At 70.9% G+C, this 13,070-nt stretch carries 12 protein-coding genes; 5 read left to right on the top strand and 7 right to left on the bottom strand.

What is annotated here, in order from left to right:
• Positions 1-23 precede the first annotated feature (23 nt).
• Positions 24-851: an inositol monophosphatase family protein gene (locus OG257_RS36110; RefSeq protein WP_329214518.1), complete on the bottom strand. Its 828-nt coding sequence runs from the start codon at positions 849-851 to the stop codon at positions 24-26.
• A gap of 220 nt (positions 852-1,071) precedes the next feature.
• Between OG257_RS36110 and OG257_RS36105 the strand changes: the two genes are divergently transcribed.
• Positions 1,072-3,636, top strand: a complete 2,565-nt coding sequence (locus OG257_RS36105) for a polysaccharide lyase family 8 super-sandwich domain-containing protein (RefSeq protein WP_329214516.1) — start codon at positions 1,072-1,074, stop codon at positions 3,634-3,636.
• A gap of 57 nt (positions 3,637-3,693) precedes the next feature.
• Here OG257_RS36105 and bla read toward each other — a convergent pair whose 3' ends face one another.
• Together bla and OG257_RS36095 are read right to left on the bottom strand one after the other, a co-directional pair.
• Positions 3,694-4,632, bottom strand: coding sequence for a class A beta-lactamase (gene bla / locus OG257_RS36100; RefSeq protein ID WP_329215532.1), 939 nt, complete (start codon positions 4,630-4,632; stop codon positions 3,694-3,696).
• 110 nt (positions 4,633-4,742) lie between these two features.
• Positions 4,743-5,933, bottom strand: a complete 1,191-nt coding sequence (locus tag OG257_RS36095) for an MFS transporter (RefSeq protein WP_329214514.1) — start codon at positions 5,931-5,933, stop codon at positions 4,743-4,745.
• 170 nt (positions 5,934-6,103) lie between these two features.
• Between OG257_RS36095 and OG257_RS36090 the strand changes: the two genes are divergently transcribed.
• Positions 6,104-7,225: a PP2C family protein-serine/threonine phosphatase gene (locus tag OG257_RS36090; protein ID WP_329215530.1), complete on the top strand. Its 1,122-nt coding sequence runs from the start codon at positions 6,104-6,106 to the stop codon at positions 7,223-7,225.
• Between the two features lie 26 nt (positions 7,226-7,251).
• On the opposite strand, the gene OG257_RS36085 is transcribed toward OG257_RS36090, so the two are convergent.
• Positions 7,252-7,725 (bottom strand): winged helix-turn-helix transcriptional regulator, encoded by a 474-nt coding sequence (locus OG257_RS36085; protein WP_329214512.1) that lies wholly within the window; start codon positions 7,723-7,725, stop codon positions 7,252-7,254.
• 93 nt (positions 7,726-7,818) lie between these two features.
• Here OG257_RS36085 and OG257_RS36080 point away from each other — a divergent pair, with 93 nt between their 5' ends.
• Complete coding sequence (locus OG257_RS36080) at positions 7,819-8,313, top strand: PaaI family thioesterase (RefSeq protein WP_329214510.1); 495 nt, start codon at positions 7,819-7,821, stop codon at positions 8,311-8,313.
• Between the two features lie 41 nt (positions 8,314-8,354).
• On the opposite strand, the gene OG257_RS36075 is transcribed toward OG257_RS36080, so the two are convergent.
• The gene (locus tag OG257_RS36075) at positions 8,355-9,248 is read right to left on the bottom strand and encodes an NAD(P)H-binding protein (protein WP_329214508.1); all 894 of its coding nucleotides are present in this window, start codon (positions 9,246-9,248) and stop codon (positions 8,355-8,357) included.
• Positions 9,249-9,350: 102 nt separating this feature from the next.
• On the opposite strand from OG257_RS36075, the gene OG257_RS36070 reads away from it, so the two are divergent.
• Complete coding sequence (locus OG257_RS36070) at positions 9,351-10,292, top strand: AraC family transcriptional regulator (protein WP_329214506.1); 942 nt, start codon at positions 9,351-9,353, stop codon at positions 10,290-10,292.
• 58 nt (positions 10,293-10,350) lie between these two features.
• On the opposite strand, the gene OG257_RS36065 is transcribed toward OG257_RS36070, so the two are convergent.
• Positions 10,351-11,214, bottom strand: a complete 864-nt coding sequence (locus tag OG257_RS36065; protein ID WP_329214504.1) for an NAD(P)H-binding protein — start codon at positions 11,212-11,214, stop codon at positions 10,351-10,353.
• A gap of 284 nt (positions 11,215-11,498) precedes the next feature.
• Here OG257_RS36065 and OG257_RS36060 point away from each other — a divergent pair, with 284 nt between their 5' ends.
• Positions 11,499-12,110 carry a dihydrofolate reductase family protein gene (locus OG257_RS36060; RefSeq protein ID WP_329214502.1) on the top strand — a complete coding sequence of 204 codons (612 nt, stop codon included), beginning with the start codon at positions 11,499-11,501 and terminating at the stop codon, positions 12,108-12,110.
• 89 nt (positions 12,111-12,199) lie between these two features.
• Here OG257_RS36060 and OG257_RS36055 read toward each other — a convergent pair whose 3' ends face one another.
• Positions 12,200-12,940 carry a metallophosphoesterase gene (locus tag OG257_RS36055; RefSeq protein WP_329214500.1) on the bottom strand — a complete coding sequence of 247 codons (741 nt, stop codon included), beginning with the start codon at positions 12,938-12,940 and terminating at the stop codon, positions 12,200-12,202.
• Positions 12,941-13,070: the final 130 nt, after the last annotated feature.

Here is a 13,070-nt window from a genome sequence, read left to right as displayed (position 1 = left end):
TCCTGATGGCAGCCGCCGAAGGATCAGCCCGTGGCGGTCGGGGCAGCCGAGGCCTGGTTCCGGACCATCTCCAGCAACGTGGTGTGCGTCCGCTGGTCGGCCGCGGCAATCAGTCCTCCCGCGCCGGTGTGCAGTGGTTGGCCGTGGATGCCGGTCACCACGCACCCGGCGGCTTCGCACAGGGCGATCCCGGCGGCGAAATGCACGGAGTCACGCAGGTGGCCGTCAGTGACGTAAGCGGCTCTTCGGCCGGCGGCGACCCAGGCCACGGCCAGGGTCGTGGAGACGACGCGTGGCCGGAAGTGGTCGAGAAACCCTGGGTCGGCGATGAGGTGTGCTGCCCGGAAGTCCGGTGAGTTGGGGAAGGGCGGGTCGAGGTTGACGTCGACCAGTCGGGATGCGGCCGAGGGCGCGAGTTCTTCGTCGACGTCGCCCCTTCGGAGACGGGCGCGCCTGCCGTCGGTCCAGAAGACCTCGCCGCTGAACGGGTCGGCCGCCGCGGCCACGGTGATGTCGGGCCCCACCCGCAGGGCCACGTTCACCGAGGCCAGCATGGTGTGGACGGCGTAGTTCAGCGTCCCGCACAACGGGTCGACCAGCCATCTGCGCTCCGCTCCGTCCGCGCCGCTGTGTCCGCTCTCCTCTCCTGTCACGGCGTCATGGGGGCGGGCGGTTCTCAGCATGCCGAGGATCGCCTTCTCCGCCGCGAGGTCGGCGCCTGTCGCGAAGTCGCCGTCGGACTTCGCGAACCGCTCCAGGGATTCCCCGTACATGTCGCGGACCACGGCCGCTCCTGCCTGTGCCGCCGTCAGAGCCAGTTGCGCATCGTCTTCCGTGTCCATGATCAGCATGTGGCCAGGGTATCCACCGCCCTGCCGGCGCGATCGAGTTCGCCGGGCTCGGCAACGGCACCACCGTGCGAGGGAGTTGCGGAGCCGCTGAGGTCTGTCCGCGCACCGTGGCCGCAGGCCGGCCGACGCGGGAAACCCTCCATCCGGCCCGTTGACATGGGTGAGAACCCGTTGCTTGGCTGAGGACAAGCGCTTTCCGGTCGAACTTTGGAGCGTTCTGGTGGAGTTCTCTCGTCGTTCCGTTCTGTCCATGATCCCGGCGGTGACCCTGCCGGCCGTGGCGCAGACGCTCCAGGCCCGAGCGGCGGTCCGGAGCGGTCCGGGCGTCTCCGGCCGGAAGCTGGCCGATCATGACGCTCTGGTCCGCAACACTGTTGCGATCTTCGCCGGCACCGCCGAGGCCAACGCCCGCCCCGAGGTCGCACCGAAACTCGCTGCCATGGAGGCGACGGCTCGTACGCGGCTCGCCGCGATGGACAGCGCCGGACAGGGCGAGCTCTTCGCCGGCGTCCCGCTCGGGACCAGCGACCCCAACCTGAGCCTGTCCTTCCAGTACCTGTACGAGATCGCCCTCGCCACCGCTCTTCCCGGTACCGGCGCCTCGGAGCTCCGCGACAACAGCGCGGTCCGGCGACGGGTCGTCGACGGCCTGGTCCACCTTCACGACGCGTACTACGGCGATCAGTCGAAGGGCTACTACGGCAACTGGTTCCACTGGGAGATCGGAATCCCCGCCTACGTGAGCAAGACCCTCGTCCTCCTGGGGGACGAGCTCGCGGTGTACCGGCCAGGGCTCGCCGGGGCCTATGTGGCCTCCATGGACGCCTACCTCCGCAACGGCAAGGACGGCGACGTCGATCTGGACTCGCGCTTCCACACGGGCGCCAATCTCGCCGACATCACGACGAACCGGATCCTCCAGGGTGCCGTTCTCGGCGACGAGGTCCGCATCGGGAAGGCCGTCGCCGACCAGCTGACCGTCTTCGCGACGATCGATCCGTACAACCCGCGGCACGGCGTCACCGACGGCTTCTACGCCGACGGTTCCTTCGTCCAGCACGGCTCCGTCGCGTACACGGGCTCGTACGGAAAGGGCCTGCTCACCCGCATCGTCCAGACGATCAAGATCCTCGACGGAACCGGCTATGTGCCCGGCGACAGCCTTGTCGGTGTCGTGCAGGGCTGGGTGGCCGACGCCTTCGCCCCGCTGATCTTCGAAGGCTGGATGATGGAGATCGTGAAGGGCCGCGCGGTCTCGCGGACCGGCACGGGGTACGCCGACGTCGTCGCCGTCGTGGAGGCCGTCGTCGACCTCGCCGCGTACACCACCGGCAGCGACACCGAGGCACTCGAGGGCTACGTCAAGTACGTCGGGCAGACCTCGAAGGCCGGCCTCGACCCGGCCTCCTTCGTCTCCCCCGTCAGCATCGCCCGCTACGCCGACATCCTGAAGTCCTCGTCGCCCGCGAGGGACCTCGGTCCGGCCGCCTCCCACACCGCGTTCAACGCGATGGACAGGACTGTCCACCGGCGGCCCGGCTACGCGTTCTCCCTGACCCGCAGTTCCGCGCGGATCAGCAAATACGAGTACATGAGCGGCGAGAACCTGATGCCGTGGTTCCAGGGCGACGGCGCGCACTACCTCTATCTCTCGGGCCAGGATCAGCGGCAGGCGTTCGGCATCGACTACTTCACGGCCGTCTCCCCGTACCGCCTGGCCGGCGTCACCGCTCCCGTGGAGACGCGCCGCACCGTCCCCGAGCTCTACGGCACGCTCTGGTACGACAACCCCGAGCGCGGCTTCACCGCGTCGTCCGAGTCGCAGAACACCTACGTCTACTTCCCCCGCGGCAGCAACGCCTTCTCCGGCGGCGCCCGTCTCGGCCCCTACGGTGCGGCCGGTCTCGTCCAGTCCGACGACGCGGCGTACACCGCCCAGCAGGCGGGCAAGCTCCCCGACGGCTTCGTCGCCTACCAGGGGGCCCGTGCCACCAAGTCGTGGTTCATGTTCGACGACGAGATAGTCGTCCTGGCCGCGGGAGTGGCCGGACTCGCGGACCGCGCGGTGACCACCACCGTCGACAGCCGTATCGCCGCTCCCTCCGCGCCCGTCACGCTCACCGGGAGCCTCCGGGACGGGTTGCCCTGGCAAGGCACCGGGACCGGCCCACTGGCCTGGCTGCGCTACGCCGATGCCGAACAGGGGACCGCGATCGGGTACGTCTTCCTGTCCGGCCCGCGGCCGGCTGTCGCACTCGACACGGTCACCCGCAGCCGGCGCCTCGTCCGGCTGACCAATCCCGACACGCCGGTCACCAAGCAGGTCTTCACGCTCTCGTACGAGCAGGCTGCCGAGGAGCGGCCGACCTCCCTGGCGCATGTCCTCGTCCCGAACGCCTCGGCCCGCCAGTTGGCCGCCTACGCCCACGGCCCGATCTCCGTACTGGCCAACACCGTCCGCCTGCAGGCCGTCAGGCACACCCGCCTGGGAATGGTCGCCGCCAACACCTTCGCCCCCGGCAGGCACCGTGCCGAGCGCCTCACCATCGACGGACCCGCATCGGTGATGCTTCGCCGGGCTCCCGACGGCACGTGCTCGATCGCGGTGGCCGATCCCACGACGCGGCGGAGCACGGTCTCGGTCACGGTCCATGGACCGGCCTTGCGGGCCCTCTCGGCCGACGACGGCGTCCGCGTCCGCCGCGTCGTCGGTGGCACGCGCCTCGACGTCACGACCCGTCACGCCCACGGCCGCAGCTTCACGGCCACACTGGGCCGGCGCTGAAGGCACCGTCGGGCCCCTTGCCGGCCGGCCCCGTTCGCCCGCGGCGCGACTCCCCCGCTACGACAGTGCGCCGGCGACCACGGATGTCGCCTGCGCGATCAGGCGGTCGTCGTACTCCGCTCCGTCCTCGGTGCGGTTCGACATGACGGCCATGACGATCGGGGCGGAGCCCGGCGGCCACACGACGGCGATGTCGTTGCGGGTGCCGTACGTACTGCCGGCTCCCGACTTGTCGCCGACCTCCCAGCCGTCGGGCACGCCGGCCCTGATGAGCCCGGCTCCGGTGGTGCTGGTGCGCAGCCACTTCGTGAGCTGTGCTCGTTCGTCCCTGCCCAGGACATCGCCCAGGACGAACGCGCGCAGGTCCGCAGCCAGGGCCCGCGGCGTGCTCGTATCCCGCGTGGCGCCGGGGGTCCAGTCGTTCAGCTGCGGCTCGGAACGCTCCATCCGGGTCACGTCGTCGCCGATCTCCTGGAGTACGGTGCCCAGGCCCCGAGGGCCGCCCACCTGGTCGAGCAGCAGATTGGCAGCGGTGTTGTCGCCGAAGCGGACGGCGGCGTCGCACAGGGCGTCCAGGGTCATCCCTTTCCCGGCGTGCTTCGACGTCACGGGAGAGGGCGGAACCAGCTCGTCCGGGGAGTACCTGACTGTCCGTCCCATCCCCTCCAAGGAGTGCTTGCGCAGAACGGCACCGGCGGCCAGCACCTTGAACGTGGAGGCGTAGGCAAACCGCTCTTTGTCGTTGTAGGCCACCTCCCGTCCGGTGCCCGTGTCGACCGCGTAGACCCCCAGCCGCGCATCGAACGTGTTCTCGAGCTCCCTGAACTCACGGGCCGAATCCGCCGCAGCCGGGCCCTGCCCCTCCCCCGTCGCAGCGGACGAGGCCGGGGGTGCGGGCGAGGCCGGGGGAACGTCTTGGCCGCAGGCCGCCGTAGGGACGACCAGAAGCACGGCCAGCACACCGAACACGGCGCGTCGGGTACGGGAGCCCCGCATGGTGGAAACCTCCTGGGCGCCCCTGCCGGGGGCGCGTAGGGGATGGAGCGGCATCGTCCATCCCGGTTCGCAGGTACGGGCATCGTGTCCGCCCTCGCGTACGGACATCCTCACATCCCCGCCCGCACGGGCCGCCGGAGCAGGTAGACGGCCGCGGTGGACACCAGGAGGGCCATGCAGGCGATGAACACCAGCCCCGCACCTTCCAGACCGATGGGACCCGACAGCACTCCCACCCCGATCACCGGCACCGAGATGCCCGCGTACGCCACCACGAACAGGGTCGAGATCACCGCCGCGCGCCGGTCCTCGGGAGACGCCCCGGCAACCGCGGACAGCGCCCCGCGGAACGCCAGCCCCTGCCCGACCCCGCCGACCAGGGCGCTCAGCACCACCAGGGACAACAGGTCCCATCGCAGTGCTCCCGCGAGGAGCGCCAGCCCGGCGAGGAGACCCGCGCAGCCCAGCGGCAGCGATCGCGCCACGCCGACCCTGCCGACTGCCAGCTGCCCGGCGGTCGAGGCGAAGAACGCCAGCGCGACGACCAGTCCGCTCACCGCGTGGTTGCTCACATCGAGGGATTCCGAGAGGAACGCCGGGCTGACCGACGTGAACACGCCGAAGAGCGCGAATCCGACGAACGAGGCGATCGCGGCCGGCCCGAACACCGACCGCACCTGCGGGGGCAGGCCGGGCCGCCTCGGCCGTACGGCGCTCAGCGGCCGTCGCTCCCGTACGGTCTCCCGGAGCCACAGCATGATCGCGGCACAGGCGGCCAGCAGGGTGAGATGCACGGCGAACGGCAGGTACAGGGGCCAGGGGGCGTACTGCGCGAGTACCCCGGCGAGCAACGGGCCGCAACCCAGCCCGCCCATGTTGGCGGCAGTCGCCACGAACGTGGCCCGGGAGGCGCCGCCGTGCGGTGCCAGTTCCATCACGTACGCCGTGGCGGCCCCGGTGAACAGGCCTGCGGACAGGCCGGACAGCAACCGTCCCGCATACAGCCAGCCCAGCCCGGTGGCGCACAGGAAGCTAACGGCGCTCGCCGCTGCGAACCCCAGGCCCGCGAGCAGCACCGGCCGCCTGCCCACGACGTCCGAGACGTTGCCGGCCAGCAGCAGCACACCGATGACCCCGAAGGCGTAGACGGCGTACACGACGGTCACCGTCAGCTCGGAGAACCCGAACTTGTCCTGATAGAGGCCGTAGAGGGGAGTCGGCAGCGTGGTGCCTGCCATGCATACGGCGAACACCGCCCCGCTGAGGAAACACTGGCGCCACCCTCGGCGATCACCGTCCATGCCGCCGACCGTAACCCCACGCGCGGCCCCGGACCGGCCAGGCGTGCCCGGCGTGCCACCACCGGTGTGAGGTGACTGTTCATGCGTCGGGAGGCGCAGGGGTACGGACCGACGCGGGGAGCCGCGGTTCAGAAGAAGCGTTCGGAGGCAGGGTGAGGTATCCCGGAGTCATGGTCTTCCGGCAGTGGGTCCAGTCGCTCCGCAGCGGTAACCGGCGGAGCAGTCCACTCATCGTGGTTCCGTTCGCCCTCATCGCCGTCGTGACCGTGGTCGACATCATCGCTCCGCCGGAAGTCCACCTCGGTCCGTTTCTCGTTGCGGCTCCGGCACTCACCGCATCGTTCGCCGGCCCGCGCATGACGGCATTCGTCGGTGCGGTCGCCGTACTCGCCCAAGCCATGGTGGCGGTGGCACGGACCAGCATCAACGACCTCAACCACACGTACCAGATCATCGCGCTGTTCCTGATCTCGGCGATCGTGACGTTCTTCGCCTATCTGCGAGAGCGTCACGCCACGGAAATGGTGCAGCTTCGTACCGTGGCAGAGGCGGCGCAGCGGGGGGTTCTGCGTCCTCCGCCGGCGCGCAGCGGTCCGCTGCGTCTGGCCGCTGTGTACCTGGCTGCCGAAGCGGGTGCCCAGCTCGGGGGTGACCTCTACGCGACCGCGCGCACGGCCGAGGGGACCCGGGTGATCATCGGCGATGTCCGGGGCAAGGGGCTCGACGCCATCAACACTGCCGCCGGCGTCCTGGGCGCCTTTCGCGCACTGGCCCGCCAGGAGAAGAGCCTGCCCGACCTGGTGAGCCGTCTGGAGACGAGTGTGGCCGCGCACCGGATCGACGCACTGCACGAGGCCGAGGACGAGACCATCGCCGAAGCCTTCGTGACCGCGGTCGTGCTGGACATTCCCGATGGCGCCGAGGTGGTCCGCCTCGTCAGCTGCGGGCATCCGCCGCCGCTGGTCCTGCGTGCGGGGCAGATGCGTCTGCTCGGTACGAAGGACCCGGCTCCGCCGCTCGGGCTCGGGCACCTGCTGACGACCCGGCCGACGGAGGATGTGTTCGCCCTCGACGCCGGGGACACGCTTCTCCTGTACACGGACGGGGTCACCGAAGCCCGTGACCGTTCAGGCGATTTCTATCCCCTGACCGAGCGAATCACCTTGCAGCGCGGGGAGAGCCCGGAGGCATTGCTGAACGATCTGTGCGCGGACCTTCTGCGTCACGCGGGTGGCAGCCTCGGTGATGACGCGGCCCTGATGGCGATCGAACGGCTTCCTGCGGCCGAGTGATCGGATCGAGCGCCCACCGGGACCGATCAACCCGGGGGCGAAGGGCTCACGGAGGGGCCGGATGTGACCTCGACGTCGGACGGGTCGAGGGCCAGGTGCTCGGCGGCGCACTCGACGACCACGCGCACGGGCGCACCGCACGCGCTGTGACGAAGGTCCAGCACCGGCCCTTCGGGGTCCACGGCGTACGTCTCGCCCCACTGCCGCAGGGCCACCAGGACGGGCCACAGTTCCCAGCCCTTCCGGGTCAGGCGGTACTCCTGCCGGGTGCGTCGGCCCGGTTCCCGGTACGGGACCGTACGCATGATCCCGGCCGCGGTCAGTTTGCGCAGCCGGTCCGAGAGGACCGCCTCCGACAACCCCACGTGATGGTGGAAGTCGTCGAAGCGCCGTACGCCGTTGGCCGCGTCACGCAGGATCAGCAGCGTCCATTTCTCGCCGACGATGTCGAGCGTGCGCTGGACCGGGCAGTTCTCCGTACTCGTCTCCAGCCACTCCATCCGGCTATGATAGACCGCTTGACTTCATTATTGACAGTCAGCTGCGACCTGGCTAGCTTCATCTGACGAAGTCAGCGATGGAGGGGCAGCACCGTGGGGCGATCTCGCACGTACGAATGGCAGGATCCGGCCGTCACGGCAGCCGCCGTCGGCCGGGGCACCGGCCTGGAGTTCCTCCGTGACATCGCGGCCGGCCGCCTCCCCGGACCCCCGGTCGGAGCGACCGTGGACTTCACCCTCGACGAGGTCGAACACGGACGCGCCGTGTTCTCACTGCTCCCGGGAGAAGAGCACTACAACCCCATCGGCAGCGTGCACGGCGGCATCTTCGCCACCCTGCTCGACTCCGCGGCCGGCTGCGCCGTCCAGTCCACGCTGCCGCGCGGCACCGGATACACCTCCCTCGACCTGACCGTGAAGTTCCTGCGCCCGGTCACTGTCGAGACCGGCAGGGTCCGGGCTGTGGGCAGAGTCGTCAGCAGCGGCCGCCGCACCGCGCTCGCCGAGGCGCAGCTGTTCGATACCGCGGACCGTCTGCTCGCCCACGCGACCAGCAGTTGTCTGCTGTTCTCCGTCCCTGCCGCCTGAGCGGCGTCCGCGGCGGGGCGCCCGGGGCCGGACGCCGGAACTCAGACCGCAGCCCACGTTCCCCGGGCCGCGATACGGCGCGCCCAGGGCTCCAGGTCCGCCGGGGCGCGGTCCAGTACCTGTTGGACGCCGTCGGCGACGTCCGCCGAGTGCCCGGCACGGTGCAGGGCGAACATGGCGCCGAGCGCGTCCGCGGCCGCCTCCGGCCAGCCTTCGGCGAGGAGTTCGGCACGGTAGGCGGCGGGTGTCAGTTCCACGTACCGGATGGCGTGGCCGGCCGCGCGGGCGATCGTCTCCGTTGCGTCGGCGAAGGTGAGTGCGCGGGGGCCGGACAGTTCGTAGACCCGGCCCGCGTGGCCACCACGGGTGAGAACGGCTGCCGCGACTTCGGCCACGTCGTCGGCGTCGACGAACGGTTCGGGCACGTCGCCGATGGGCACGCCCAGCCGGCCGGCGCGCAGCGGACCCAGCCAGAGGTCCTCGTCGAAGTTCTGGAAGAAGTTGTTCGGCCTGAGGACCGTCCACTCCGCCCCTGACGACCGCACCGCAGCCTCCGCCGTCAGCATGCCCGCGCCGAAGCCGCCACTTGTCTCTTTGTCGATGCCGTGGCCGGACAGGGCCACGAAACGACGTACGCCCGCCGCAGCGGCCTGCGTCACGAACGGCAGCACCGGGCCAGGGTCGTCGGGCGCCACGAGGTAGACGGCCTCTGCCCCCGCCAGTACGGGCTCCCAGGTTTCGGGCAGGGTCCAGTCGAACCTGAACTCGCCGGTACGGGAGGCCGCCCGCACCCGTCCCGTACCGGCCTCGCGCAGACGGGCCGCGACACGGCGGCCGGTCTTGCCGGTGGCCCCGAGTACGAGGACGTCGGTGGGAACGGTGTGCGTGCCGGCTGCGGGCCGCTGCGGTCGATGAGCCTTCTTCGTATGCGTCATGGGCCAAGTCCATCGCGGCCGCGGCGGCCGGAACATAGCCGCCCGTCCGCGGTCCATAGGCGATCGTCCGTGGCGGTGCGGCGGGCTGCATATCGTTGCGCCATGGACGTGTTCGACGAGTTGTTGCGGAGTGTGCGGGGCCGGGGCGCGGTGTTCGGCCGGTCGATGCTGTGGCCGCCGTGGTCGCTGCGGTTCACCGACGGGGCGTATCTGACCTTCTGTGTGCCGATGCGGGGTGCCGGGTGGATCGTGCCGGAGGGCGGTGAGCCGCGGCACGTAGGACTCGGTGAGGCCGCGATCGTCCGGGGCCCGGCGCCCTTCACCTTCACCGACGACATCACCCGGGAACCGGGAGCGGGCGCGCGGGAGGTGCGCTGGAGCGAGGGGACGGGAGGCGGTCAGGACACGGATCACGAACTCAGCGGGCCCACGGTCCTGTTGGCTGCCGCCTACGACGTGCGGGCCCAGGTGCCGCAACGGCTGCTCCGGGTCCTGCCCCCGGCTCTCGTCGTACCGGAGGGCCATGACTGCACGGCGATGCGGGACTACTTGGAGGTGCAGATAGCCGGGGCCCGTCCGGGCCGTCAGATCGTGCTCGACCGGTTGCTGGACTGGCTGCTGGTGTGCACGCTCCGGGACTGGTTCGACAGCCCCGAGGCCGAGCCGCCGGGGTGGTACCAGGCACTCGGGGACGAGGTGGCGGGTCCCGCGCTGCAGGCGATACACGAGGACCCGGCGCACCCCTGGACGACGGCGGGCCTCGCGGCCCGGTCCGGAGTGTCGCGCACGACACTTGCCAAACGGTTCACCGAGCTCGTCGGGGAGGCTCCGGTCGCGTATCTGACGGAGTGGCGGATGACCTTGGCCGCCGATCTGCTGAACCGCCCCGAGCTGACCGTGGCGGCGATCGCGCGCAGGGTCGGGTACGCGGACGCGTTCGGTTTCAGCGCGGCGTTCAAGCGGCTTCGGGGCGAGAGCCCGAGCACGTATCGCCAGGAGGCCGTCTCGCGCACACCGGCCCGGGCAGGCGCCCCGACAGCCTGAACGCGATGGGGGGCGTACGGGCATCGGCCCACCCGTACGCCCCCTCAGCCGCAACGGCTCAGCGCCAGGCCCCTTCGGCTGCCGCGTCCCGGACGAAGTCGGCGAAGTCACGCGGTGCCCGGCCGAGCGCCCGCCGCACCCCGTCGGACACCTGGGCCTCCCTGCCCGTACGGATCGGCAGCAGCGCATCGGCCCAGAGCCCGGCCTCGGCCTCCGGCATTCCTTCGGCCACGAGCCCGGCCCTGAACGCGGCATCGTCCACTTCGACGTACGAGGCACGCCGGCCTGTCGCCCTCGCGATCTCGTCGAGCACTTCGGCGAGGCCGAGCGCCCGGGGCCCCGACAGCTCGTACACCTCGCCGGTGTGACCGTCCGCGGTGAGCGCGGCGACGGCCACTGCCGCGATGTCGTCCGCGTCGACGTACGCGGCGGCTCCGTCCCCGACGGGCAGCGCGAGTTCGCCGCCCTTCACGCCGTCGAGGAAGACCCCTTCGCTGAAGTTCTGGGCGAACCAGCCGGGCCGCAGGATGGTCCAGTCCGCCCCGGAGGCCCGCACGGCCGCCTCGCTCTCCATGTGCGGCCCTTCGCCTTCGTAGGCGTCGCCGAAGTAGCCGGGCACGTCGACGCCCCGGGCGGAGAGCAGCACCAGCCGCTCCACCCCGCTCGCGACTGCCTGCTCGACCAGGGCAGGCGTCGGCGAGGGCGAGGTGTCCAGCGGAACGATGTAGACGGCGGTGGCTCCTTCCAGGGCGGCCTTCCAGGTGTTCGGGTCCGCCCAGTCGAACCGGGTCTCCCCGGACCGCGACGCCGCACGTGTCCGCACGCCCTGTTCGCGGAGGCGGGCCACGACCCTGCGGCCGGTCTTGCCGGTACCACCGGTCACGAGCACTTCGACGGGCGCCTTCTCGTCTTTCTGTGTCATGACGCAAGCGTGTCCCGGTGGGCCCCGAGCTGCCATGGCTGAGCGTCCGGAACGGCTGTCCGTGCGTCCGGACACGGGAACCGGCGCAGCGGTGCGGGGCGTCGCCCCGTCCCGGCACACCACGGACAGCCGTCCGTATGACGGTGACGGCGAACATCAGCGTCATCTGGTTCTGTGAGGGGGAGCCCGCGATCCGCGGAGCTCGGACCGATGAGTTTTCCGGCGGCACGGTGTCTCAGGGGGAGGGACGGCCACATCCGGTGCCCAAGAGAGAGTGGTGCGCGATGAGATTGGTACTGCAGGAGTTCCTGTCGCTGGACGGCGTCTACCAGGGCCCGGGATCGCCGGACGAGGACACCAGTGACGGGTTCACCCGGGGCGGCTGGTTCGTGCCGCACATGGACGAGGAGTTCGAACGGCAGGCCGGCACCTGGCTCGACGCGGCGGACGCGTTCCTGTTCGGCCGCCGCACCTACCTGAACTTCGCCAGGGACTGGCCGCGGATGACCGAGCACCCGTTCGCCGGCATCTTGAACGGCCTGCCGAAGTACGTCGCCTCCCACAGCCTGGTCGAGGCCGAGTGGGACCCGACCACGATCCTGTCCGGCGACATCCCTGCCCAGGTCGCCGAGCTGAAGCAGCAGTCCGGCCGCGAGCTCCAGATCCACGGCAGCGGCCGGCTGGGCCAGTCCCTGGTGGCCGCGGGGCTGGTCGACGAACTGCGTCTCGTGATCGCCCCGGTGGTCGTGGGCACGGGCCGCCGCCTGTTCCCGGACGGCGGCGCCCCGGCCGGCCTACGGCTCCTGAGCAGTCGGACGACACCGGGCGGACTGGCGATCCACACGTACGAATCGACAGGACTGCCGGAGTACGGGACGTACGGGGCCGACGCGTAGGCGTCCCGGGCCGGACACCGGCCCCGACAGCCTGCGGTGACGCCCGGAAACGGCCCGTAGCTCCTCCGGGAATCGGGCCGACGGAAGGCTCAGAGCACGACGCGGAAGTGCGTGGTCAGCCGTGCCTGGTCGTCGAGGACGTGGAAGGCGAGTCCGGGTGGCTGCTCGCGGTCCGCGGGGGCGCTTCCCTCCCATGGCATGCGCAGGGTCCAGGTGACGGCCGGTCCGACGATCAGCGGAAGCCCGGCGAAGGTCGAGGCGGCCGCGGTGTGGGCATGGCCGGTGAGAACCGCGGCGACCCGCGAGTGCCGACCGAGCAAGTCGGCCAGGTCCCCGGGCTGTTCGAGCTTGCCTGAGTCGGGGAGCGGGTGATGGAGGTCGACCGGCGGCTGGTGGAAGGCGATCAGCGCCGGCGTCCCCTGCGGCAGGGCATCGAGTGTGGCGTCGATCCAGGCCAGCGTCCGGGCGTCGAGGCGTCCCTCGTCACGGCCCGGGATGGTGGAGTCGCACATCAGGATCGCGGTGCCGGTGATGTGGTGGACCTCGTTGACGGGGCCGCGCTCGGGCGCCTCGCCCAGCAGGGCCTTGCGGTAGGCGGGGCGCGAATCGTGGTTGCCGGGGCAGGTCAGCACGGGGAAGGAGGCGGCCAGGATGCCTTTCGCCTCCTCGTACTCGGCCTCCTCGCCGTGATCGGCGATGTCCCCGGTGACCAGGACGGCGTCGACCGGATGCGGCAGGGCGCGCAGGTGGTCCATGACGCGAGTGGCACGTCGCGTCGCCCTCTCGGTCCCGTCCAGGTGCAGGTCGCTGATGTGCGCCAGCAGCGTCATCGCTCCTCCTTCTTCTCCGGTGGCGTTCACGAGCCGCCGGCCTGCGCCGGGCGTGGTGACGCCACCTCAACATCTAACGGAAAAACTGGATTTACCGTTAGGTACTCTAGGGGTGCGGCGAGATGCACTC

The organism is Streptomyces sp. NBC_00683, assembly GCF_036226745.1.
Classification (GTDB): domain Bacteria; phylum Actinomycetota; class Actinomycetes; order Streptomycetales; family Streptomycetaceae; genus Streptomyces.
The sequence above is the reverse complement of the archived record's forward strand: the minus strand, read 5'-3'. Positions and strand labels throughout refer to the sequence as shown.